Source organism: Colwellia sp. MB3u-4 (genome assembly GCF_014077065.1).
GTDB lineage: Bacteria > Pseudomonadota > Gammaproteobacteria > Enterobacterales > Alteromonadaceae > Cognaticolwellia.
This window is the reverse complement of sequence record NZ_JACGVE010000083.1, coordinates 63,092-87,710: the sequence shown is the minus strand read 5'-3', so window position 1 is coordinate 87,710 and position 24,619 is coordinate 63,092. Positions and strand designations below refer to the sequence as shown.

The following is a 24,619-nucleotide window of genomic DNA, read 5'->3' as shown; positions in this document are numbered from 1 at the left end:
AGGAGTTACTAAATGTCATTTGAACAAGATGAAGAAATTCTTCAGGATTTTTTAATTGAAGCTGGGGAAATACTTGAAACCTTGTCAGAGCAATTAGTTGAGCTTGAAAATGATCCTGAAAATGCGGAATTGCTCAATGCTATTTTTAGAGGATTTCATACAGTAAAAGGTGGTGCTGGCTTTTTGTCACTTGCCGAGTTAGTTGATGCCTGTCACGGTGCGGAAAATGTTTTCGATACCTTAAGAAATCAACAACGATCAGTTACCTCCTCATTAATGGATGTTATTCTTAAAGCGCTCGACACCATTAATGAAATGTTTGCTCAAGTACAAAATAAAGCGCCATTAAGCCCGGCAGATCCTAGTTTGCTAGCCGAGTTACATCGACTATCTCAGCCGGAAGGACAAGCAGAGTCTGTGGCAGAAAATGTGCTTGCAACGGCTGAGGAAAATATACCAGCAGCCGATAGTAATTCAAGTGACGAAATGTCAGAAGATGAGTTTGAACGCCTATTAGATGAACTTCATGGCAGCGGTGCAAAAAAAGCCAGTGCGCCGGTAGTTGAGCAGCCAACAACATTTAGTAGTGATAGTGGTAGTGATAGTGGTAGTGGTAATGATATTTCGGATGATGAATTCGAATCATTACTGGACGAACTGCACGGTCAAGGTGCATTTTCTCCTGCGGTGACTCCTGCGCAAGCTAGCACAGAAAATTCCGCATCGGCTGATGAAATAGATGATGATGATTTTGAGTCGTTATTAGATGAACTGCACGGAAAAAATCAACGACCTAAAGCTCAAGCACCAGCAAAACCTACTGCAGCAGTTAACGCTGTTACAAAAGCGGCAAGTGCTCCTGCGGCGAATAACATCGCGGCTAAACCGGCAATAAATCAAATACCAGCAAGCGCTGACAAAAAAACCGCACCGGCAAAGCCCGTTCAAGCTGAAACAACGGTGAGGGTTGATACCAAACGACTAGATCAGATCATGAACATGGTTGGCGAGTTAGTTTTAGTGCGTAACCGTCTAGCGAGTCTAGGCATGACAAAAGAAGATGAAGAATTAACCAAGGCCTTGTCAAACCTAGATGCGGTAACGACTGACTTGCAAGGCGCGGTAATGAAAACGCGTATGCAACCCATTAAGAAAGTGTTTGGACGTTTTCCTCGTGTGGTACGAGATCTAGCCCGTAGTCTCAATAAAGAAATTAAACTTATTCTTGAAGGTGAAGAAACCGATCTAGATAAGAACTTAGTTGAAGCTTTAGCCGATCCTTTAGTGCATCTTGTGCGCAACTCGGTTGATCATGGTATTGAAGCCCCTGATACTCGTGAAGCTGCTGGCAAGCCACGAGAAGGTATTGTGCTATTGTCAGCATCACAAGAAGGTGACCATATTCTGCTCACCATTCGTGATGATGGCGCAGGCATGAATGCGGAAAAACTAAAAGAAATAGCCATAAATCGTGGTGTTTTGGATGCCGACGCTGCAGCACGTATGTCTGATAAAGAAGCTTTTAGTTTGATTTTTGCCCCTGGATTTTCAACAAAAACCGAAATTTCAGAAGTATCAGGCCGTGGCGTAGGTATGGATGTGGTGAAAACAAAAATCACCCAGCTAAATGGCACCATCAGTATCGACTCAGAAATGGGTGTTGGCACCATACTTGAAATTAAAGTGCCATTAACGTTAGCCATATTGCCAACCTTGATGGTGGTGATTGGTAAACAGACTTTTGCCTTACCCTTGGCCGTGGTTAATGAAATATTTCACCTTGATTTAACTAAAACTAATGTAGTTGATGGACAGTTAACGATTATTGTTCGTGAAAAATCCATCCCATTATTTTATCTTGATCAGTGGCTAGTGCGTAATTATGTTGAAAAACCACGAGAGCTAGGTCATGTCGTTATAGTGCAGTTAGGCAACCAGAAAATTGGCTTTGTTGTTGATAGTTTAATTGGCCAAGAAGAAGTGGTGATTAAACCACTAGACAGATTATTAAATGGTACGCCAGGTATGGCTGGAGCAACAATAACCAGTGACGGGGGTATTGCTTTAATTATTGACGTACCTAATATGCTTAAATTTTACGCAAAAAAAGCACTAGTGAATAAGAAATTACGCTCATAATATCCATAGGTAATAGCCTGTGGTAAACACATAATCACGACAGGAAATAGATTGTAAATGTCATTTAAAGTATTAGTAGTTGATGACTCCAGTTTTTTTCGACGCCGAGTAACCGATATCCTTAATAAAGATGTTAATCTTGAGGTTATCGGTGTTGCTATTAATGGTATTGATGCAGTAGAAAAAGCTATTGCCTTAAAGCCTGATGTCATCACTATGGATATAGAAATGCCGTTATTAAATGGCATTGAAGCGGTTAAACAGATCATGGCAAAAGCACCAACGGCCATTCTGATGTTTTCTTCATTAACCCATGACGGCGCTAAAGCAACGCTTGAAGCATTAGATGCTGGCGCGTTAGACTTTTTGCCGAAAAAATTTAATGAAATAGCTAAAACTACTGAAGACGCCGGTAGTGTATTACGTCAACGCGTTAAGCAATTAGCTAGAAAAAAAATGGTTACAGCCGCACGAGTTTCAAGCTTTCGCTCAAGGGCTGATGTTGAGGACAAAGCTAAGGTCAGTCATGCAACTACCCCAAATGCGGCCACAACAACTACCACACCTCAAAACCAGACCTTTAGAAAAAGTTCTGGCAAAAAATATAAATTACTTGCCATAGGCACTTCAACTGGAGGCCCTGTAGCATTACAAAAGTTGTTAACTCAATTACCTGAAGACTTCCCGCTACCTATCATTATGGTGCAGCACATGCCGGCTGCATTCACCTTAGCTTTTGCTAACCGCTTAAATGGTATCTGCAAGATACAGGTTAGCCAAGCGAATTCAGGTGACATCTTAAAACCTGGTCATGCTTATTTAGCGCCAGGTGGTAAACAAATGATCATTGACGGGACAGAAAGTGCTGCAAAACTAAGAATACTGGAAGACAACTCTGAACGTATGGCTTTTAAACCGAGTGTAGATATTAGTTTTGCTTCAGCCGCTAAAGTTTTTGGTGGTAATGTTTTAGGTGTTATATTAACTGGAATGGGTGCAGATGGTCGCGAAGGCTCGCGATTATTAAAAAATAAAGGCGCAACTATATGGGCACAAGATGAGGAGTCTTGTGTTGTTTATGGTATGCCGCAAGCGGTTAAGGTTGCCGGGATATCTGAACTATCATTGACCCTTGAAAGCTTTCCAGCTGCAATTCTTAAGGAAATACAGCATGGATAAACTCAGTATAGCTGGGCTCCTTATTGCCATTTTCGCTATTTATTTCGGTTTTATTATTGATGGCGGTGCTATATCTTCGTTACTGGAACTGCCCGCCTTCATTATTGTTTTTGGTGGTACGCTCGGTGCTGTTATGTTGCAGTCATCACAAAGTCAATTTTTTCACGCCATAAGCTTACTCAAATGGTTGTTTGTTCCCCCTAAATACGATATTGAACAGGGCATTGAATCGATTGTGCTTTGGGCTGAAAAAGCACGAGAATCTGGTTTTTTGTCGCTAGAATATATTGCCAAAGAAGAAAACGATTTTTACGTTAACAAAGGCTTAAATTTGCTTGTTGACGGTGTAGAGGTTGAGAACCTAAGGGTTTCATTAGAGCTTGATTTAGATTTATATCGTGAACACAATTTACGTTCTGCTCATGTTTTTGAGTCTATGGGCGGATATAGTCCAACCATTGGTATTATAGGCGCTGTGCTGGGGTTAATTCATGCCATGTCGAATTTGGCTGACCCGCAACTATTGGGGCAAGGCATCGCCACCGCATTTGTTGCCACTATTTACGGCGTAGGTTTTGCCAACTTACTTTATTTACCGGTCGCTAATAAAATAAAAGCCATAGTACACGAACAAACTATGTATCGTGAAATGATGACCGAAGGTTTGATTGCCATTGCCTTAGCAGAAAACCCACATGCCATTGAAAACAAACTGTCGGCATTTCGGTTGGAGCAATGAGCCGGCTACGCGCAAGACGTCACCTAGTAGAACATGAAAATGTTGAGCGTTGGTTAGTCTCTTATGCCGACTATATGACCTTATTATTTGCGCTTTTTGTCGTGTTATATGCCATGGCGAGAGTCAATGAAAAACCGTTTGCAACCGCGACAGAATCTCTAGGTCGTGTATTTCAAGCGCAGGAAGCACAAACTAAAAATCGCGGTCATGGCGATGATATCTTACCGGTTAATAGTGTAAAAACTAAGCAGGTATTGTTTGGTGATGCTATTGTAGATGTCGCTGAACCTGACATTGTTTCAGGTGAGGTAAATTTATCTACTGTCTCAGATACTCAAGTGGGTAGCAGTTTAAGCTCTTTAGAAAAAGATCTTCATGAAGCCTTATATGAACTAGTAGAGTCCGGTTACGCGCAACTGCAAATTGATGGTGATTGGTTGGAAATTGAATTAAACAGCAGTTTATTGTTTCCAAGTGGCTCGGCGTCGCCCACCAATGGCGCAAAAGATATTTTATTGGTTATCTATCAAATTATTGCCGAGACCAACAACTATATTAGGGTTAGAGGTTATACTGATAATCAAGCGATTAAGACCGAGATTTTTTCCTCTAATTGGGAGTTATCAGTATTTAGAGCAACCGCCATTTTACGGACCTTAGAAGCCTTAACCTTAAACCCGGCTCGAATGGCTATTGAAGGTTACGGTCAGTATTATCCAAGTGCTGACAATAGTACAAGTGCAGGGCGGGCCAAAAATCGTCGTGTCGTTATTGCGCTTTCTAAATACGGTTTAGAAAAAGCCAAGGTAGTGGCCCCCCCCACTATCTCAGAAGAAAATGTAGCCGTAATTAACCGTAATAGCACTTCAATAGCCGATGATGAGATCCGTGTTATCGAACTTGATAATGGTGGTATTCGCATTACCACCCGAGCTGAAACTAACGCTAACAATGAAGCCACTAAGCCATCACAAGCAAAAACTAATGAATAATAGGAATTCCACTTGGTAGTTTGGACAGTTGCAAATCAAAAAGGTGGTGTCGGTAAAACGACCACAGTTATTGCCTTAGCCGGTTTATTAGCTGAGCAAGGAAAGCGCGTGCTTTTAGTTGATACCGATCCTCATGCGTCATTAAGTTATTATTTTGGTATCGAGTCTGAAGACCTAGAACTCAGTGTTTATGATTTGTTTTTACAGGTGTCTACCAAAGAACAGATCATGCAAAGTTTATGTCCTACGCATTATAGTAATATCGACATACTCCCTGGCACAATGGGCTTAGCAACACTTGACCGCGCACTTGGCAATAAAGGCGGCATGGGCTTAGTGTTAAAAAAAGTGATGTCTGCAATCGAAGGTGAATATGATTATGTATTGATTGATTGCCCGCCGATTTTAGGGGTCTTGATGGTAAATGCATTAGCGGCTAGTGATAGAATTATAGTACCGGTTCAAACTGAATTTTTGGCACTAAAAGGTTTAGACCGGATGATGAAAACCTTAGAAATTATGCAGGCTCAACATCCTTTGCCGTTTAAATATACCATTGTCCCTACCATGTTTGATAAACGCACTAAAGCATCAAAAACGACTTACCAAAAATTGCAAAACCTTTACGGTGAGTTTCTTTGGCCCTCAGTTGTGCCAATTGATACTAATTTTCGAAATGCCAGTGTTGCCCAGAAGGTACCTTCAGATTATGCCGCAAAATCTCGTGGTATCATTGCTTATAAAAATTTATTAAAATATCTCATTAACTTAAACACACAGAGTAAGTAAGCCGATGCCAAAGTCTTTAGCTGCAAGTAAAAAACTTATGCAGACTTATTTGTCAGAGTTGCTTACTGAAGAAGAAGTAGAGCAAAAACCAGCACTGCCGGTTAAAGAAAGACAACATCAGCCATTAGAAAAGTTACTGAGTAGTGCTACTTTTCCAAAGGTTTTTGCATCAAACGATATCGAGAAATTAAGTTCAACTAAAGCTGACAGTCAAAGTTCAGTTCAAGACGCTACGATTAGCCAAAGTGATATAAGTAATGCAGGAGAGCAAACAATATCGGAAAAAGTAGCAGCTAAAATTGCACTGAGACAGGCAGTAATAAACCCGGCTGACCTTAATGAAAAGCTAATTACCACCGGTAAAAGTACAGATGGAGTTGTAGATACTCAACAACACAGTTATCGCCAAGGCGACTTTCAGGTGATGTTTTTCGAGGTTGCGGGCTTAATGATTGCCGTACCACTAATCGAGTTAGGTGGTATTCATAACACAGATAAAATCACGCCGCTGATGGGTAAGCCGGATTGGTTTAAAGGTGTTATGCTTCACCGAGCAGCAAAAGTTAACGTGGTTGATACCGCTTTATGGGTTATGCCTGAAAAGTGTGATGAAGCATTAATTTCAGCACTTAATTACCAATATATTATCATGTTAAATGATTCATCTTGGGGCTTGTCGGCTGAGAAATTGGTTGATACGGTAACGCTCAAACAAGAAGATGTTAAATGGTTAGATACCCAAAACAAGCGTCCTTGGCTAGCAGGGTTAGTAAAAAACCGGATGTGCGTACTGTTAGACGTTGAATCTTTAATTAAGTTATTGGAAAAAGGTGTAAATATAAGCCAAGAATAATTGATGAATGTAAACTTGCCAGTATACTGAGAGCCTAAGTGTTCTGGTCATTAGAATAACAACTAAAATTTAAAGAGGTCAGCAGTATGTCTGATGAAAGACGCAATGCAAGTGAACGTGTAAACATCAATGATGAAATACTACAATGGGTAACGTTTAAGCTAGATCGAGAAACCTACGGTGTCAACGTTATGCAAGTGCAAGAAGTGTTACGTTACACTGAAGTAGCACCTGTACCGGGTTCGCCAATGTATGTTATGGGTATCATTAATCTGCGTGGTAATGTTGTTACCGTTATTGATACTCGTATAAGGTTTGGGCTTGAGTCTGCTGAAATAAACGACAATGCTCGCATTGTGATCATTGAAGCTGAAACACAAGTTATTGGCATTTTAGTTGATAGCGTTGCGGAAGTTGTTTATTTAAATTCATCAGAGATTGATGTAGCACCCAATGTAGGCAATGACGAAAGCGCCAAGTTTATTCAAGGCGTGTCTAACCGAGATGGTGAATTACTGATTTTGGTTGATCTCAATCAATTACTCTCTGACGAAGAGTGGGATGAACTAAAGGAATTCTAATTTTAGCTAATAAGCCTGCTTAAGTAGACTTTTATTGCCAGCGAAGCCAATTATACTTATGGAAAATATATCTGCTAACCTGATCAGCTTAATTGGCTTCGTCATTGTGATACTCGTTGTGCTGTTATTAGTGGCGCGAAAAAATCGTTTTGCCCAACAAATAGATGAATTACAACAACAAGTAAATAGCCAAGAAATACAACTGTTAGAATTACAAGATTTACTTGCCAGACAGCAATCGCAGTTAGAAATCAATCAACAACACTGCACTGAGTCGCAAATAGAAAACGAACAAGTTAGCAAGCAATTAGAACACCGCATTAAAGTGACTCAGGAACAGTTCAATAACCAATTTCAAAGTATCGAACAACTGTTACATCAGCCACCTGAAGATAAGTTATACACTCGAGCCCAAAAATTGGTTGAGCTAGGTGCAGGCCTAGCTGAAATAATGCGAGAGTGTGATATTCCTAGAGCTGAGGCTGAAATGTTGCTTTCTATTCATCAAAGAAAAGCTGTAAAGTAGTACCATTGCTATAAAATACCGTATTTAAACGTTACATTTTTACGTAAAATCTTAAACGCTCTCGTGATAAACTGCACAGTAGAGAAATTTTATTTTTAGCTTTATAACCTATATATTACTTAATGGTTATAAGACAAGGATCCTGTAGTGAATAGAATAAAAAAAGTTGCCTTGAAAACCCGGTCAATACTTAGCTTAAAACTCTTGCTAACCCTAATGTTTTCGTTTTTTTTAACGGCTTGTTCGACAACGCCTTCGTCAGAGCAAACGCTATCTGATCCAAAAGATCCGCTAGAAGTGATTAACCGACCTTTTTGGACTTTTACCTGGGATTATGCAGACAAATACGTCTTTAAACCGGCATCGCAAGGCTATGTTGAATATATGCCGACAGACTTGCGCAAAGGTGTTCATAATATGGCACTGAATCTTAATGAACCTTCAACAATCATTAATGATTTATTACAAGCAAAGTTTACTGATGCAGCAAAGTCCACCGGACGCTTTGTTTTGAACTCTACCATCGGCTTATTAGGCTTTTTTGACCCAGCCAGTGATTTTGGTTGGAACCGAAAACAAGAAGAATTTGGCGAGGTACTTGGCAGTTATGGTGTGGGTGACGGCCCTTACTTGGTTGTTCCCGCGCTTGGCCCTTCATCGGTACGTGAAGAGGTAGGTGATTTTGTTGACCGCTATTACTGGCCACTTGCCGTTATCGATTTTTGGCCTAATATATTACGAGCTGGCATTTTAGGCTTGGAAGCTCGAGCGTCATTTGCTGATCAAGAAGCTATTTTAAATGATGCCATCGACCCTTATGAGTTTGTTAAAAATGCCTACTTTCAAAATATGCAGTTTAGAGTTTATGATGGCAACCCACCCATTGAAGTTAACCAAGCAGAAGAGGCCAATATTGACGCTTATCTAGAAGAGCTTGAAAATATGCAGCCTTAATATTTTTAATCAAGACTGATGCTAGGAATCAACTGAAAAATAATAAAAAGCGAACTAAAGTTCGCTTTTTTGGTATTGAGCAACGGCGTTATCTAGGTGCTTTTGTGTAAAAAATAACATAATAGGTCTTAACAGCAAAAAATAGGCAATCAGCACCATCACTACGGATGCTGCCAAGGCAAACCCTTGCAGATTTGCGATAAAGAAAAATGGTGGTATCAGCAATGATAACTTAATCATATTCAAAATAAACTTTTCAGGCGGAGACAGTTTTGCTTGCGCTAAGGCTAGAATAGCTTGTCGTTGATGTAAGCTAAATGCCTGCAAGGCTGGTATTTTATTGGAAGAAAAATAAATAGTCATAAAATTTCAAGTAAATATGTGCTCAAACTATAGGTAGCGCTATCATACAAAAATGACACTAAATGTGCCATGGGCAAATACGATAGTGAGTGATTTATTAACATGGTTGCTGTTTATTTTAACTCAAAGCTAACGATACAAAGTTAACAGTACAAAGCTAACGGTACAAAGATAGCGATAAGTTTTAATTTAGACGCGAGCAGTACAAAATAGCGCTGAGCTATCAGTAAAGAACACTAAACATGGTTACAACAGAACCCGTCATTATGAGCACTAAAATTTGACTAAAACCTGAGCGCTAATCCCTTAAAACTTCCCTCGACACTATTTGTAAACCAAGATTTATGTCATTAAGTGAGCGGATAAATTAGCCGACAAGTGCCTTTAGAAATACTAAATAAAAATGATGGTCTTGAGCCTAAGCTACATCCGTGGTTAAGAAAGGTAAAATATCGACTTTAGATGCAAAGTTTCTGATAAATTTGTCAAAACGAGTTCCTCAGTCGCGTGCAATTTGCTAGAATTGCGACAATTTTTATCAGTAGGTGATTTTTAAATGAATATCATAGAAGCTAACTTTGATGCAACCGGTAAGAAATTCGCGATTGTCGTCTCTCGTTTTAATAGTTTTGTTGTTGAAAACTTACTTGAAGGCGCCGTAGATACACTTAAACGCCATGGTAATGTTGCTGATAGCGACATTACCATCATCCGTGTTCCTGGTGCCTATGAGTTGCCAGTAGCGGCTAAAAAAGTTGCTGCGAAAGGTGGATACGATGGCATTATTGCTATTGGTGCCGTTATTCGTGGCGGTACGCCGCATTTTGATTTTGTTGCTGGCGAATGTAATAAAGGCCTAGCACAAGTGGCTATGGAATATACTCTGCCAGTGGCATTTGGTGTTATTACCACCGATTCTATTGAACAAGCTATTGACCGTGCCGGCCTTAAAGTAGGCAATAAAGGCGCTGAAGCAGCATTAAGTGCTTTAGAAATGGTTAACGTGCTCGATAAGTTATAACAGGATATTTTTGTGAAACCATCACCTAGAAGAAAAGCCAGAGAATTGGCAGTACAAGCCGTGTATTCTTGGCAACTAAGTAACAACAACGTTGCTGAAATTGAATTGAATTTTTTGACTGAAAATAGTGCTCGTCGTTTTGACATTCCTTATTTTCAACAATTGTTCCGTGGAATTTCAGCACAAATTAGCAGCATTGATGAAAAAATATCTCCTCATGTTGACCGTCCACTAAAGGATGTTGACCCGGTTGAAAAAGCGATCTTACGCGTCGCGGTGTTTGAATTATCTGAATGTCTAGATGTGCCTTATCGTGTCATCATCAATGAAGCCATTGAGTTAGCAAAATCATTTGGTGCAGATGATAGTCATAAGTTTGTCAACGGTGTTTTAGACAAAGTTGTTAAGCTTGTTCGTCCGAACGAATAGTCATAATTTGGTTGTAATATGAAAGAGTTTGAATTGATCAAGCACTTCTTTAGTGAGCAAGTGATCAAACGCAAGGATGTGGTACTCGGTATCGGTGATGACTGCGCTATAGTCAGCCCTGCTGAGCGTCAAAATATTGCAATAACCACAGATACCTTAGTCGCTGGTGTTCATTTTCCTCATGAAACCAGCGCTCGCGCTATTGGTCATAAATCAATAGCCGTGAATCTATCAGACCTAGCGGCAATGGGCGCTGAACCTAGTTGGATTTCTTTGGCGATCACCATGCCAGAAGTCGATCTAAAATGGATTGAAGAGTTCTGTCTTGGTGTCTTTGAACTGTGCGAATATTATAATGTGCAACTCATTGGTGGCGATACTACGCAAGGGCCTTTGAGTATTACTGTTACCGCCCAAGGTTTAGTACCGATAAATAAGCATCTGACCCGTTCAGGCGCCAAAGCCGGTGATTGGATTTATGTTACTGGTGAAGTTGGTGATGCGGCATTAGCCCTAAAGCATATTTTACATGAGGTAAATGTTGCACCTGAATATCGAGAAAGTGTGCAGCACAGTTTAGATTTTCCAACACCGAGGATCTTGGCTGGACAGGCACTTCGTGGCTATGCCAGTGCGGCGATAGATTTATCTGATGGTATTATTTCAGACTTAGGCCATCTTTGTACCGCTTCTAAGGTAGGTGCTAATATTGTATTAGATCACTTGCCAATTTCTCAGGCATTACAAGCTACGGTTGGTATGGAAAAAGCCTTTGAAATGGCACTGACGGGTGGTGATGATTATGAATTGTTATTTACGGTATCTGAAGACAACAAAGTGGGTATTGAAACTGCTTTAGCAAATACCAGTAACACGATAACCTGCATTGGTCAGATTAATCGCAGTGAAAAAATAACCACAACTTTAAACCGTAAAGCTGTCGCTATTAAGACTAAAAGCTTCGAGCACTTTTCTAGCAGTAAAGAGTGATGATGAAAAATTCTACGGCAAACTTTAAACTATCAAATCCAATCCATTTTTTGGCGCTAGGTTTTGGTAGTGGTTTAGCACCTAAAGCACCGGGTACTTTTGGTACCTTAGCCGCAATTCCACTATTTTTGCTGTTTGCACCGCTTAACAATACGCTTTATTTAACCTTGTTAGTAGTGATGAGTGTTGCAGGTATTTATATTTGTGGCAAAGCGGCAACTGATGCAGGAGTTCCTGATCATGGCGCGATAGTGTGGGATGAATTTGTTGGCTTTTTGATCACCATGTTCTTGATGCCATTAACCTGGCAGACAATACTGGTGGGTTTTATCTTATTTCGCTTTTTTGATATTCTCAAGCCTTGGCCGATTTCCTATATTGACAAAAATTGCCATGGTGGATTAGGTATTATGCTTGACGATATAGTCGCGGGTATTGCGGCTTGGGCTTGTATGATGCTAATTTTTTACTAAGCTAATAACCAGTCAATAACCTATCACTAGAAAAGCCAAAGAATGTATTCTTTGGCTTTTTCATTTTGCAGACAAATAGGCTTTAGTGCCCAAAGGCAGCTAAGCAAAATAAGGCCAATTGATGTTTAAGGCAGCTTATTGTAGCTCGCTATCTATGCCAGTAGTTATGCAGGTAACCATGCCGGTAGTGATGCCGTTAGTATGCAGCTAGTCATACCGCTCAATAGGCTATAAAACAATGATTGCATTATTCACTGCCATACGTGGCGTTACGATATGAGTGCTTGTTCGCACGTCATTTAAAAGATTCGCTACTTAAAGAGTAATAATATGACTCAGTTAAAACCGCAATGGCAAAAAATAATAGCTCATGAGCAACAACAAGCTTATTTTCAACAATTATCGAAAGAAATTGCTCAGCAAAGAGCGAACGGTGAGGTAGTACTGCCAGCTGAAGAGGATGTTTTTAATGCTTTTTCTACCCTTGATTTAGCCAATGTGAAAGTGGTTATTCTAGGCCAAGACCCTTATCATGGCATAGGTAAAAGTGGTGAATCACAAGCACATGGTTTAGCTTTTTCGGTGCGCAAAGGCATTAAAGTGCCACCTTCTTTAGTTAATATCTACAAGGAGCTTAAGCAAGATATTACTGACTTTAGCACACCTCATCATGGTTATTTGAATGAGTGGGCACAACAAGGTGTTTTACTGCTCAACACTGTGCTGACCGTTAAGCAGGGACAAGCACACTCTCACGCTAAATTGGGTTGGGAAGAGTTTACCAATAAAATTATTGCTGAAATTAATCAGCATAATGCCGGCTGTGTATTTTTACTCTGGGGCAGTCATGCGCAGAAAAAAGGTAAAAATATTGATCAGCAAAAACATTTAGTATTAAATGGGCCGCACCCATCGCCACTTTCGGCTTATCGAGGTTTCTTCGGTTGCCAACATTTTTCTAAAGCTAACTTATGGTTAAAAGCACACAATAAAACCGCCATCAATTGGCAAATTAGCGATTAAAAAGTCGTTATTATTGCTCGCTTTTAAGAAAATAATTTCACTTTATAGCGATTACTAACATTTATTTTCAGCTAAGGCTTAAAATCAATCATTTTAAGTGAATTTTTTCATTAATATGTTCCTTAGTAAATTTAATTTGCTATTAATCTTGTTTTATTGGTTTTTTGTTTCACAAAGCAGCAATAGTGCTAGTATGTTTTCATTATAGAAAGTGAAGAGCATAGAGCATGTCATTAGAAAATTATTTTTTACCCTTTCGCCAACATGTCATTGGTAAAAATTTACAACATCAAATTAATGGTCAACAGCTTGATATTATTTATGCCGATTGGACAGCAAGTGGCCGGTTATACCAACCTATTGAAGACTATTTGACCCAAGAGTTAGGCCCTTATGTCGCTAATACCCATACTGAGACTAATCTAACTGGTAGTGCCATGACCCATGCTTATCATGACGCCCAACATATTATTAAACGCCATGTAAATGCTTGCGACAATGATGTGTTGATCACAGCTGGCGCGGGTATGACGGCTGTTGTTAATAAATTTCAACGGATTTTAGGTTTGCGAATTCCTGAGCGTATGCAAGCGCAAGTGGCGTTTGCAGAAAATGACAGACCTGTGGTGTTTATTACCCATATGGAGCATCATTCTAATCAAACCTCTTGGTATGAATGCGATGTCACCTTGGAAATTGTTGAGCCTGATAGTCAGGGTCTACCTTCTTTAACGCACCTAGAATTATTGTTAGAAAAATACCAAAACCGTAAGGTGAAAATAGGCTCTTTTTCTGCTTGTTCAAATGTTACCGGTATTAAAACCCCGTATTATCAGCTGGCAGAAATTATGCATCAACATGGCGGTTTGTGTTTTGTTGATTTTGCCGCTTCTGCACCCTATGTTGATATTGATATGCACCCGAGTAATCCTAAGCAAGCGTTAGATGCGATTTACTTTTCGCCACATAAATTTTTAGGTGGCCCTGGCAGCTCAGGGGTGTTGGTTTTTAACAAAGCACTTTATAAAAACAAAGTGCCAGATCACCCAGGTGGCGGCACAGTAACCTGGACAAATCCTTGGGGCAAACACAGTTTTTTTAATAATATAGAGCTGCGGGAAGATGGTGGCACCCCCGGCTTTTTACAATGTATTAAAACCGCGCTAGCGATCAAATTAAAAGATGCCATGGGCGTTGAAAAAATTCAGCAACGTGAAGCTCAAATCAGCCAATATGTTATGGATAACTTAGCTAAGAATGAACATGTGGTGATGCTTGAGCCTAATATACGTCAGCGTTTAGCAATTGTTTCGTTTTATGTGCCGGGTGCTCATTATAATTTAGTCGTGCGGTTACTCAATGATAAATTCGGTGTACAAACCCGTGGCGGCTGTTCATGCGCTGGTACTTATGGTCATATTTTATTAAAGGTGGACCAAGATACCTCCTCAAAAATAACCCAGCAAATAGACTCAGGTGACTTTGCCGAAAAGCCCGGTTGGATCCGAGCTTCATTTCATCCTACTACCTCAGATAAAGAAGTTGCCTTTGTGGTTGAAGCCATCAATCAAGTGACTGAAAATATAGCGCTATGGAGCAAAGAATACCGTTTTAATCCAGCGTCGGGTGACTACGAACATGGTAAACCCGAGGTTGATTTTCCGAGTTTATCTGACTTTAATGCTTTACCAGAAAATGGCTCAGCCGTTAGCAATAAAGTGCTAGAAACGCCATCAATATTACGGAAAATATTTGGCTAGAGGATGAAAGAGTGCTGGGCGATTAATAAAAATAATCACCCAGCAGAAAGTTTTTCAGACATGGTATTATGGCTCAAAAACAACCATCATTTCAGCGGCTTCGCAATGACAGTCATGATGGCATATCGTGCATTCATAACCGGCTAAGCTTAATTCATGCCAACGGTCTGGGTGGTCTTTAATTAATACACCACCCGATTTAGTAAAATATTTTACCGCACTATTGCCTGGGCTTTGTTTCCATAAGTGGCTAACGCCGGCAATGGCACCTTGTTGCATAGCGGCTGTAATTGAGCGCTTTAATAGTTCACCGCCAATACCATGGCCACGGTAATGCTCATCAACCGTATTGCACTTAAAATAGCAAACTTGTGCGGCAGGCACTGGCCATAGTTCAGTAGAACACCATTTGTCTATCTGCCATTGCTGCGAGGCATAAGTAATTCTAAAACCAACCAATTTTTTATCATGATAAACCACAAAACCCGCGTTAATACCATTTTTAAGTCCTTTATCGTACCAAACTTGCATGCTGGTTTGATCAAGATAACCGGCGCCGTGAACCTCGGTAGCTAATTGAATAACTTTATCAAAGTCAGCAGGGGTTAATGCTTGATAGTTGAGGGTGATGGTCATAAAATTATTTTTATTGAGTGAGTTATTACAGCATTGTACTGTTTTTTTTGAGATACTTTAAGCGCGTTAGTGTTTAAAACACTATAAAAAATTAATATAAAAACCTATTAGGTTTTGGAAGTGAAAATGTACGATCCTTTACATGATTTATCACCCGGCTGTAATCAGGCCTACCCCGAAAGTTATTGGGCTAATGTCTCAGGCATAGCACCGGAACACGATGGCGCTGTTATCGCTGATCTTGATGTTGACGTGGCTATTATTGGGGCAGGATATACCGGTTTATCTTGCGCGCTACATTTGGCTCGTGAGCATGGTATTAAAGCCCATGTGTTAGAAGCTAACCAAACCGCTTGGGGTTGCAGCGGTCGTAATGCCGGTTTTATTTTGAAATCTTCAGGTCGCAAGTCTTATGGCCAAATGGCTAAGCAATGGGGCGAAGAGGTTATGCGCGGCATTTATCAAGAAATGGCCGCGGGTGTTGAAACAGTCAATTCACTGATTAATGAAGGCATTGACTGCGATAAACAAAGCGCGGGTTATATTAAAGTGGCCCATAAGCCTAATAAACTCAAAGAATTAGTTGAGCTAGCAAAACTTCAGCAGAAAATGTTTGGGTATGATGTTGAAATTCTTTCACAAAATGAAGTACGTCAGCAATACATGGACGATCGTAATGCTTACGGGGCTATTCGTTATCAAGACGGTTTTGGTTTAAATCCGTTAAAACTTGCTTGGGGCTACCAAAAGTTGGCGCGACAAGCAGGCGCTAAAGTACATTGTGCGACACCGGTTAATCACTGGCAATCACAAGGCAATAAACAACAACTTTATACCCCTAATGGTATTGTTAGTGCGCAAAAAGTGGTGATAGCCACCAACGGTTACACTCCAAAAAACTTTCATCCCTTAACGACCGATAGAACATTGCCGGTACTTTCACAAATTATCGTTACCGAGCCGTTGAGTGCAGCGCAAATAGCCGCGTGTAATTTCTTAACCTCGAATGTTGTGATGGACACGCGAGCATTAAAATATTATTACCGTAAGTTACCTGACAATAGAATATTATTTGGTGGCCGCGGCGCTATAACAGGTAAAGGTGCTGACGACCCTTATTATGCACAACGTTTACTGACGGTATTAAAAACCAGTTTTCCAGCGTTAGCTAATATCACTTATAGCTACGCTTGGTCAGGCTGGATTTGTATGGCGTTGGACGATTTGCCACACATTCATCAAAATGATCAACAATCGGTATTTTACAGCATGGGTTATTGTGGCAGTGGTGTGTCGTTCTCGGTACAAGCAGGCAAACGTTTAGCTGAAAAAGTGGCTGAAAAGCCAGTGCCTAATTTACCTTTGTATAATAATGCACTCCCTAAATTTCCATTTGCTCCATTACGACGAGCAGGGCAATGGGGTTATTTTCATTACGGTAAAATAAAAGATCAGTGGTTTTAAGTGCCCATTGAGCGTAAATCAAAGACCTTTGGTTTTAGCGTGGTGACTGTAAAGTAAATTTTTAGCTCAGGTTTAATCGATGCGGTTAGTGCGCTCGTCTTGTTTAAATGCCGTTATATTCTTGGCGACTAAATTAAGTAAGGCTTGTTGTGCTTGTTGGCTTGCCCAAGCGATGTGCGCGGTTATTTTCAATTTGGTTGACTGTGCCGCTAACAGGATATGATCTTTTGGTGGCGGCTCTTGCTCTAATACATCCAAAATTGCACAAGCCAATTGGTTATTATTTAATGCCGCTAATAAGTCATGATTATTAACTAAAGCGCCTCTGGCGGTGTTAATAAGTACGGCGCTATCTTTCATGCCGTTGAATATTTTTTTATCAAACAAACCTTCAGTTTCAGCAGTTTGTGGACAATGTAAACTAATGATGTCAGCCTGAGAAATTACCTGTTCAAAGGCCACTCGGTCGATACGTATTACTACTGCCTTAGGTCTTTCAGCAATGAGTACACGCATATCAAAGGCGCGAGCGATTGTCGCTACTTTGCTACCTAATGCGCCGTAGCCAATAATTCCCATGGTTTTACCCGCTAATTCATCACTGCCTTTACCGTGCATGCAAAATGTATCACTAGCTTGCCATTGGCCAGCACGGGTATTGTTATTGTGATCTTCTATTTGGCTGTAATAGGCCAGTAGTTGAGCAAATACATATTGAGCGACTGAGTTTTTTGCATAACCACTGACATTAGTTACCGCAATGCCAAGCTCGCGCGCGGCATCAATATCAACATTATTAATGCCTGTGGCTGTGATACAAATGAGTTTTAAACGGGGTAACTGGCTTAATATTGCCTGGTTAAGTATCACTTTATTACTTAAAATAATTTCAGCGTCGATGCTACGTAGCAATACCTGTGCTGGTGTTGTGACCGGGTATAAATCTAACTTACTCACCGTCTGGCGAAGCACAGATAAGTCAAGTGAAGGGCTAAAGGTTTGATAGTCTAAAAATACCGCGCGCATGTTATTTACTCAAGATGAAAATTTTGCTCAGTTTATATCACTTCTAATGAGCGACTCAACCAATGCTTATTTTATTGCATTAAAGCTTAACGCCTGACTATCAATAGAAAGTTAATAAAATAGAAAGTTATGAAAACAGCAAGTTAAGGCGTTTAATCCCATCGAACAACCGCTTACAAGCGCTAACCAGAGCGGCCATCAGCGCGTGCTTTTAGTAACATAGGTCCATAACATATGACAAACAGCATAAAACTGAACATCCAAAGTAAGCCACTGATATCAATCAACATCATGGTTTTGTCTGGCAATACCCAAGGGCCAAAACTTCGTACTAAGCTTGCTAATATTAGCGCTGCAAAAGCCAATGACATCAGCTTAGGCGCTTGTAATGTTCTGCCGGTATGGCCTAAAGATACTCGTGAAATCATAGCAAGAATAACACCACCGAGCCCGCCTACGGTGATTAAATGCCAAATATGACTACTGGGAATTTCAGGGATTAAATAACTCAGGCCAAGCAATATCAAACCAAAGGCCAAGGCTTTGATTGCCAAGTGTAATGACCAAAGTAATGGCACGCCTAAGGTGATCCAAGGTCGCCACCTATACCATCGGATGGCTTGAAAAATGCCAGCAAAAATTAATAGGCCACCGAGATAAAAATGGTTTAAGCCAATAGCTGGCTGCAGTAGCAGCAGTATAGTGATCAGGGCGAGTGAGCCATTAGTGAGTTTATCAAGCCAAGGTAGCGTGGTTGCTTTGGGTGTTTGAGTACCATTTGCGGTAAACATGGGCACTACGCGACCGGCCATCACTGAAATAAGTAAAGTCATTAACATTACACCGGCATAACCTGCGTATTGAATAGAGACCAATTTTGGGTAATATAGGCTGACGTGCATTTGGACATTAGCGATGGTGAAAATGCTTAATAAAGGCACAAAGAATAAGTTGCGATACTGTTTAACCGCCAATATCGGCTTGGCTAAAACAAAAGCGATACAAGGTAAAAAGGCCAAATCTATTATTGTGGTTAATCTTGCACCCAGTAAATCAGGAAAAATTAAGCAAACTCGGCCAAGTAACCACAAAGAAAATAAAGCGGCGAGCATTTTGCCTTGCACACCGGGCAACCCAGTCCAATTTTGTACTGCGGTTAATAGAAAACCGGCAATGATGGCACAGCCAAAACCAAAAATCATTTCGTGAATATGCCACCAGTAACCACCACCGAAAGGCTGAAAATTTAGCTCAGCTCGGTAGAGCATTAGCCACAAGAGCATAGCGATAATACTAAATATTGTGCCAGCGAAAAAGAAAGGACGAAAGCCGAGCCTAAATAAAGGGATTATTTTCTGTTCTTTTGCTAAATCAGTTTCTTTGTCTAAATCAGCTTTTTCTAAATCAGAACGTTGCATTACAGGTGCAATCCTAAATTTTTACTTTGTGATTATCATAAAGCAATTAATCAGCATTACTTTGGGGCAAATCAAGTAATGGGTGGTTATTTAAAATTTTTAACGGTTATTTGGATACGGGTAATTCTAATTCAACAATTTGCTCGGCAATTAATTCCAGTTTTTCTGCCATCAATGCTTGGGCATCATACAAACCGCGATTGTAATATACCGCACCTAATTCTTCAGTAAAAAAGTCGAGTAAAAAATCAGCATCAAATTGCTCTAAATCTTGCTCTAATTCCTTAGTAAAGTAGCCTTGTAGCTTGTCGATTAATAGCGACTTTTCGGTGCGAGTAAATTTTATTGGCGACATAAATACGTTTTCCTGCATGACAAATAACCTAATGAATTGGCATTATACTCAAGTCACTTCAAGATGCATGTTTATGGCTTCATAAGGACCTAACTTTAATAACTTTAAGAGCTAGCGTTGTAGAAATGTTTATTCTCGCTAACTGCTCTTGCGTTACTCCACTTCACTACGTCGATGTTGATTTTTTGGTTAGAGAATGACAAGAACTCAAAAATACTGCCTGGTTTAAATCGTGTTTAACTACCACTGAAGTGAATATATTACCGTGATTTGGGTATATACTCACCAGATGAAAACTAATTTAAGTATGACATGGTGAATAAATCGTCGTTTAAGCAATGGTGGCAAACAGACTGTCAGTTTTGCCGTAAATCAAGAATGATTATTTTATGGTTGGCGTTGATGTTAATTGCTGATAGTTTGTGGTTTGGTTTAATACCCATTTGACTCATCAAGTGATCTGCTCATTTTAACCATGTAAAATGAGCAGTTAATCAATCAACTTGGTTTAATTATTCACTAACAAAATAAAGAGGTAATGCTATGACTTATCGTTGGACCGACTCACTTGAGATAGCACTTGATTTGATCGAAGCACATCCTGATGTAGACCCGATGAAATTACATTTCCCCGAATTAATGCAATGGGTGTTAGCGTTAGAAAATTTTGAGGATGACCCTAAACATTGCGGCGAACGCATACTTGAAGCTATTCAGTTAGCCTGGATTTCAGAAGCTGATTAACTACAGGTTTAACTACAGGTTTAAATATAGGCTTAACTATTTAGCAGCCATAATAGGTAATTAAAACTGAATGATTAAGCTTTATCACTATTCAAGAGGTGATATTTGGCTATAATGTGCCCATCATTATTCTTATGATGAATCTTCGTCATTCACTCAGTATATAAAGAAAGCATGCAACTATGACATCTGAAAAGACATCTGAAAAAAATAAACGGCCATTATATATCCCCTACGCAGGTTCTAGTTTACTAGAAACACCTTTACTGAATAAAGGTAGCGCATTTAGCGAAGAAGAGCGTTCACACTTTAATTTAACTGGGTTATTACCCCCACGTTTTGAAACTATCGATGAGCAAGTTGAACGTGCCTACATGCAATATCGTAGTTTTGAAACTAACTTAAATAAACATATTTACTTACGCGCCATTCATGACAACAATGAAACCCTGTTTTTTAAGTTAGTGCAAGCGAACTTGGCTGAGATGATGCCAATTATTTATACCCCAACTGTGGGTGATGCTTGTGAGCAGTTTTCAGATATTTATCGCAGTTCTCGGGGCTTGTTTGTTTCATATGACCAACGTCATCAGCTTGACGATATCTTGCGTAATGCGACAAAAAACAAAGTTAAAGTTATTGTGGTAACTGACGGCGAACGTATTTTGGGTTTAGGTGACCAAGGTATTGGTGGCATGGGTATACCCATAGGTAAACTGTCGCTTTACACGGCTTGTGGTGGTATTAGCCCAGCTTATACCTTGCCTGTGATGCTTGATGTTGGTACCAATAATGAAAAGTTATTAACTGATCCTATGTATATGGGCTGGCGTCATCGTCGTATTGAACAAGATAAATACGACGAATTTTTAGCTATGTTCATTAATGCGGTTAAACGTCGTTGGCCGGATGTTTTATTACAGTTTGAAGATTTTGCTCAACCTAATGCCACTCCCTTGTTAAACCGTTATCGCGATGAACTTTGTTGTTTTAACGATGATATTCAAGGTACAGCGTCGGTTACTGTCGGTACCTTATTAGCGGCTTGTCGTACCAAAAAATCAGCCTTATCAGAGCAACGTGTCGTTTTTGTTGGTGCCGGCTCTGCGGGTTGTGGTATTGCGGAGCAAATTATCTCACAAATGGTCAGTGAAGGGATTGGTGAGCAACAAGCGCGTAGCCAAATATTTATGGTCGACCGTTTTGGTTTATTAACTGAAGGTATGCTGGGTTTACGTGACTTTCAAGAAAAACTGGTCCAGCAAAAATCAGCAATAGCACCATGGAATGTCCAAGGTGACTACGCTTCTTTACTGGACGTTATGCATGGCGCTGAACCAACGATTTTAATTGGCGTTTCTGGTGTGCCGGGTTTGTTCACTGAAGCCGTGATTAAAGCCATGAAAGCACATTGTAATATGCCAATCATCTTCCCACTGAGTAACCCAAGTCGTCAGGTAGAAGCTACACCTGAACAAGTGATCAACTGGACCGAAGGTGAAGTGATTATTGCCACAGGTAGCCCGTTTGAGCCCGTTGAATATAAAGGTCAGATGTTTCCTATCGCGCAATGTAACAACAGTTACGTCTTTCCAGGTATAGGTTTAGGTGTGGTGTCAGCAAAGATCAATCGCATTAGCGATGAAATGTTAATGGCAGCAAGCGCCATGTTAGCGCAAGCCTCGCCGTTAGCTAATACTGGTACGGGTGAGTTGTTACCCCCTTTAGTAGAAATTGCGGCGTTAAGTAAAAAAATAGCCTTTGCTGTTGGTATAGTCGCTTTTGAGCAAAATCTAGCCTTGCCACTATCGGATGAACAACTGATGGAAAATATTGAGCGTAATTTTTGGACACCTCAATATCGTCAATATCGTCGAGTCAGTATTTAAACCGCATTACAATGAATAAAAAAATAATGAATAAAAAACGCTCACATGGATGAGCGTTTTTCTGTTTAATTCCAGTGGTAATTTTTTTAGTATAAATAAAAATAACTACTTAGCTTCACCTAGGCACAAGTTATTAATTTTAGCTCTAAGCCAAGTAGTCGCCTACCGATAAAAATATACCTTAAGGCGAACAAGCCGGCTTGCAGTGGTTTAACTTCTCTGCAAAAGCGCTACCTTGCAGGTTAGGCGTGCAGGTGTATGTCATTTCACTGATTTATACCTGCTTATAGTAAAAAAAATTAGTGTAGTTTACGTCAGCTAAAAGTGATAACCCTAGGCATTTGCTTTTAATTCGTCTATAATCGCGCCAAAATTTATACCGTATTTTAATTCTAATTTATTGAGAGGGCTATCATGGCTATCGAACGTACTTTTTCTATCGTAAAACCTGATGCAGTTGCTAAAAACTTTATTGGTCAAATCTACAACCGTTTTGAAACTGCTGGTTTAAAAATCGTTGCGGCTAAAATGATTCATTTATCAAAAGAAAAAGCAGAAGGCTTTTACGCTGAGCACAGCGAACGTCCTTTCTTTGGTGCTTTAGTTGAATTCATGACTTCTGGCCCAGTAATGGTACAAGTTTTAGAAGGCGAAAACGCTGTTCTTAAAAACCGTGAAATCATGGGTGCTACTAACCCAGCTGAAGCGCTTGCTGGTACTATTCGTGCTGATCTTGCTGATTCAATCGATGAAAATGCAGCTCACGGTAGCGATGCATTAGAATCTGCTGCTCGTGAAATTGCTTACTTCTTCGCTGATGAAGAAATTTGCCCACGTACGCGTTAATTTAAAATATTACATAATAAGCTAGCGCTTTAGTCGTTAGCTTAATGTAGTTTAAAAATTAATTTGAAGGATTTTACTGATTAATCGGTAAAATCCTTTTGTCTATTTTAAGACCGTATAAAATTGAGTGTTTTTGCCAGTAAGCATGCTACTGAGAACATTGACTTTTATTGATATAGTGCGAATAAATATCTAATATCGATCCACTAAATTGTTTGTTTTGTCTAGAAAGCGTACAATTTATTCTGTAATTTTTGTAGTATTGAGAAGTTTTTATTATGAGTGATGTAACCGAAGTAGTAACCCCAGTGAAGAAAAAAATTAACTTACTAAACCTTGACCATCAAGGGATGCGAGAATATTTTTCTTCAATCGGCGAGAAGCCATTTCGTGCTGACCAAATTATGAAATGGATCTACCATTTTGGTTATGATGATTTTGAGTTGATGACCAATATAAATAAAAAATTACGTGAAAAATTACAACGTGATACTGAAATTAAAGCGCCCGAGATATCTGAAAAATTGGTATCAAACGACGGCACAATTAAGTACGCGTTAAGCCTTGAAGGCGGCCAAGAAATTGAAACAGTTTGGATCCCTGAAAATGGCCGAGCAACACTTTGTGTTTCATCACAAGTGGGTTGTGCTTTGGAATGTACCTTTTGCGCGACCGCGCAGCAAGGTTTCAACCGTAATCTCACTATGGCTGAAATTATCGGTCAAGTTTGGCGAGTAGCAAATGATATTGGCGCAACGCGCATTGCTGGCACACGCCCGATTACCAACATTGTTATGATGGGCATGGGTGAGCCATTGCTTAACATGAAAAACTTGATCCCGGCATTAGACACCATGTTAAATGATTTAGGCTATGGCTTATCGAAACGTCGTGTCACTGTCAGTACCTCAGGCGTGGTACCTGCCTTAGATATGTTAAAAGAGAAAATAGATTGCGCATTGGCGATATCTATTCATGCGGGTAACAATGCCTTACGTGACGTACTAGTACCGATTAACAAAAAGTATCCACTAGAAGAGTTTTTAGCGGCAGCGGGTCGTTATATCGATGGCTCAAAAGCCAATAAGCAGGCGACCATAGAATACGTGATGCTTGATCATGTTAACGACAGCACGGAACAAGCACATGAATTAGCGCTTGCTTTGAAAGATTTACCCAGTAAAATCAATCTTATTCCATTTAATCCTTACCCAGGTTCACCTTATAAACGCTCGAGTAATTCTCGTATTGATCGCTTCGATAAAGTACTACAAAGCTATGGCTTAACCGTGATCACGCGTCGAACTCGTGGAGACGATATTGACGCAGCATGTGGTCAATTAGCGGGTGAAGTATTAGATAGAACTAAGCGGACAGGAAAAAATGAGGTGAAAGCTGATTCAATTTCAGTAAAGATGGTCTAATTGTTC

25 protein-coding genes are annotated in these 24,619 nt (G+C 40.0%); 20 read left to right on the top strand and 5 right to left on the bottom strand.

Going from position 1 to position 24,619, the window contains the following annotated elements:
- Positions 1-12: 12 nt before the first annotated feature.
- From H4J61_RS13490 to H4J61_RS13450, 9 genes are all read left to right on the top strand, one after another.
- The gene (locus tag H4J61_RS13490; RefSeq protein ID WP_182185401.1) at positions 13-2,139 is read left to right on the top strand and encodes a chemotaxis protein CheA; all 2,127 of its coding nucleotides are present in this window, start codon (positions 13-15) and stop codon (positions 2,137-2,139) included.
- A 57-nt stretch (positions 2,140-2,196) separates the two neighbouring features.
- Positions 2,197-3,318 carry a chemotaxis response regulator protein-glutamate methylesterase gene (locus H4J61_RS13485; protein WP_182185400.1) on the top strand — a complete coding sequence of 374 codons (1,122 nt, stop codon included), beginning with the start codon at positions 2,197-2,199 and terminating at the stop codon, positions 3,316-3,318.
- Positions 3,311-4,057: a flagellar motor protein gene (locus tag H4J61_RS13480; protein WP_182134838.1), complete on the top strand. Its 747-nt coding sequence runs from the start codon at positions 3,311-3,313 to the stop codon at positions 4,055-4,057. The genes H4J61_RS13485 and H4J61_RS13480 overlap by 8 nt, the downstream gene beginning before the upstream one ends.
- The gene (locus tag H4J61_RS13475) at positions 4,054-5,049 is read left to right on the top strand and encodes a flagellar motor protein MotB (protein ID WP_182185399.1); all 996 of its coding nucleotides are present in this window, start codon (positions 4,054-4,056) and stop codon (positions 5,047-5,049) included. Before H4J61_RS13480 ends, H4J61_RS13475 begins: the two co-directional genes overlap by 4 nt.
- A 12-nt stretch (positions 5,050-5,061) precedes the next feature.
- Positions 5,062-5,838, top strand: a complete 777-nt coding sequence (locus tag H4J61_RS13470; protein WP_182185398.1) for a ParA family protein — start codon at positions 5,062-5,064, stop codon at positions 5,836-5,838.
- A 4-nt stretch (positions 5,839-5,842) separates the two neighbouring features.
- Positions 5,843-6,691, top strand: a complete 849-nt coding sequence (locus H4J61_RS13465) for a chemotaxis protein CheW (RefSeq protein WP_259363327.1) — start codon at positions 5,843-5,845, stop codon at positions 6,689-6,691.
- 86 nt (positions 6,692-6,777) lie between these two features.
- Positions 6,778-7,272 (top strand): chemotaxis protein CheW, encoded by a 495-nt coding sequence (locus H4J61_RS13460; RefSeq protein WP_182185397.1) that lies wholly within the window; start codon positions 6,778-6,780, stop codon positions 7,270-7,272.
- 58 nt (positions 7,273-7,330) lie between these two features.
- A complete protein-coding gene (locus H4J61_RS13455; RefSeq protein ID WP_182185396.1) occupies positions 7,331-7,798 on the top strand; it encodes a DUF2802 domain-containing protein in 468 nt (155 codons plus the stop codon).
- A gap of 147 nt (positions 7,799-7,945) precedes the next feature.
- Positions 7,946-8,752, top strand: a complete 807-nt coding sequence (locus H4J61_RS13450) for a VacJ family lipoprotein (protein ID WP_310650065.1) — start codon at positions 7,946-7,948, stop codon at positions 8,750-8,752.
- 54 nt (positions 8,753-8,806) lie between these two features.
- Here the strand turns inward: H4J61_RS13450 and H4J61_RS13445 are convergent, their stop codons facing one another.
- Positions 8,807-9,115 (bottom strand): DUF6170 family protein, encoded by a 309-nt coding sequence (locus tag H4J61_RS13445; protein ID WP_182185395.1) that lies wholly within the window; start codon positions 9,113-9,115, stop codon positions 8,807-8,809.
- 556 nt (positions 9,116-9,671) lie between these two features.
- Between H4J61_RS13445 and ribE the strand changes: the two genes are divergently transcribed.
- The 6 genes from ribE (at position 9,672) to H4J61_RS13415 (ending at position 14,811) form a co-directional block, all read left to right on the top strand.
- The gene (gene ribE, locus H4J61_RS13440; protein WP_182134850.1) at positions 9,672-10,136 is read left to right on the top strand and encodes a 6,7-dimethyl-8-ribityllumazine synthase; all 465 of its coding nucleotides are present in this window, start codon (positions 9,672-9,674) and stop codon (positions 10,134-10,136) included.
- 12 nt (positions 10,137-10,148) lie between these two features.
- On the top strand, positions 10,149-10,565 hold the full coding sequence (nusB, locus tag H4J61_RS13435; protein ID WP_182134852.1) for a transcription antitermination factor NusB: 417 nt from the start codon (positions 10,149-10,151) through the stop codon (positions 10,563-10,565).
- Positions 10,566-10,583: 18 nt separating this feature from the next.
- Positions 10,584-11,555 carry a thiamine-phosphate kinase gene (thiL, locus tag H4J61_RS13430; protein WP_182134854.1) on the top strand — a complete coding sequence of 324 codons (972 nt, stop codon included), beginning with the start codon at positions 10,584-10,586 and terminating at the stop codon, positions 11,553-11,555.
- A 2-nt stretch (positions 11,556-11,557) separates the two neighbouring features.
- Complete coding sequence (locus H4J61_RS13425) at positions 11,558-12,028, top strand: phosphatidylglycerophosphatase A (protein ID WP_182134856.1); 471 nt, start codon at positions 11,558-11,560, stop codon at positions 12,026-12,028.
- Positions 12,029-12,358: 330 nt separating this feature from the next.
- Complete coding sequence (gene ung, locus H4J61_RS13420) at positions 12,359-13,051, top strand: uracil-DNA glycosylase (protein WP_182185394.1); 693 nt, start codon at positions 12,359-12,361, stop codon at positions 13,049-13,051.
- Positions 13,052-13,278: 227 nt separating this feature from the next.
- Positions 13,279-14,811 (top strand): aminotransferase class V-fold PLP-dependent enzyme, encoded by a 1,533-nt coding sequence (locus H4J61_RS13415; protein WP_182185393.1) that lies wholly within the window; start codon positions 13,279-13,281, stop codon positions 14,809-14,811.
- A 66-nt stretch (positions 14,812-14,877) separates the two neighbouring features.
- On the opposite strand, the gene H4J61_RS13410 is transcribed toward H4J61_RS13415, so the two are convergent.
- Positions 14,878-15,447: a GNAT family N-acetyltransferase gene (locus tag H4J61_RS13410; protein WP_182185392.1), complete on the bottom strand. Its 570-nt coding sequence runs from the start codon at positions 15,445-15,447 to the stop codon at positions 14,878-14,880.
- 126 nt (positions 15,448-15,573) lie between these two features.
- On the opposite strand from H4J61_RS13410, the gene H4J61_RS13405 reads away from it, so the two are divergent.
- The gene (locus tag H4J61_RS13405; RefSeq protein WP_182185391.1) at positions 15,574-16,911 is read left to right on the top strand and encodes an FAD-binding oxidoreductase; all 1,338 of its coding nucleotides are present in this window, start codon (positions 15,574-15,576) and stop codon (positions 16,909-16,911) included.
- Positions 16,912-16,983: 72 nt separating this feature from the next.
- On the opposite strand, the gene H4J61_RS13400 is transcribed toward H4J61_RS13405, so the two are convergent.
- The 3 genes from H4J61_RS13400 to H4J61_RS13390 all read right to left on the bottom strand — a co-directional run bounded on the left by H4J61_RS13400 (position 16,984) and on the right by H4J61_RS13390 (position 19,710).
- Positions 16,984-17,937, bottom strand: coding sequence for an NAD(P)-dependent oxidoreductase (locus tag H4J61_RS13400; protein ID WP_182185390.1), 954 nt, complete (start codon positions 17,935-17,937; stop codon positions 16,984-16,986).
- A gap of 182 nt (positions 17,938-18,119) precedes the next feature.
- Positions 18,120-19,355, bottom strand: coding sequence for an NnrS family protein (locus tag H4J61_RS13395; RefSeq protein WP_182185389.1), 1,236 nt, complete (start codon positions 19,353-19,355; stop codon positions 18,120-18,122).
- A gap of 106 nt (positions 19,356-19,461) precedes the next feature.
- Complete coding sequence (locus tag H4J61_RS13390; protein WP_182135033.1) at positions 19,462-19,710, bottom strand: DUF2164 domain-containing protein; 249 nt, start codon at positions 19,708-19,710, stop codon at positions 19,462-19,464.
- Positions 19,711-20,253: 543 nt separating this feature from the next.
- On the opposite strand from H4J61_RS13390, the gene iscX reads away from it, so the two are divergent.
- The 4 genes from iscX to H4J61_RS13370 all read left to right on the top strand — a co-directional run bounded on the left by iscX (position 20,254) and on the right by H4J61_RS13370 (position 24,613).
- On the top strand, positions 20,254-20,454 hold the full coding sequence (gene iscX / locus H4J61_RS13385; protein ID WP_146879432.1) for a Fe-S cluster assembly protein IscX: 201 nt from the start codon (positions 20,254-20,256) through the stop codon (positions 20,452-20,454).
- Between the two features lie 182 nt (positions 20,455-20,636).
- Positions 20,637-22,343, top strand: a complete 1,707-nt coding sequence (locus H4J61_RS13380) for an NAD-dependent malic enzyme (protein WP_182185388.1) — start codon at positions 20,637-20,639, stop codon at positions 22,341-22,343.
- 414 nt (positions 22,344-22,757) lie between these two features.
- Entirely contained in the window at positions 22,758-23,189 is a 432-nt protein-coding gene (ndk, locus tag H4J61_RS13375) for a nucleoside-diphosphate kinase (RefSeq protein ID WP_182134874.1), read from the top strand.
- Between the two features lie 278 nt (positions 23,190-23,467).
- Positions 23,468-24,613: a bifunctional tRNA (adenosine(37)-C2)-methyltransferase TrmG/ribosomal RNA large subunit methyltransferase RlmN gene (locus H4J61_RS13370; protein WP_182134877.1), complete on the top strand. Its 1,146-nt coding sequence runs from the start codon at positions 23,468-23,470 to the stop codon at positions 24,611-24,613.
- The last annotated feature ends 6 nt before the right edge of the window (positions 24,614-24,619 follow it).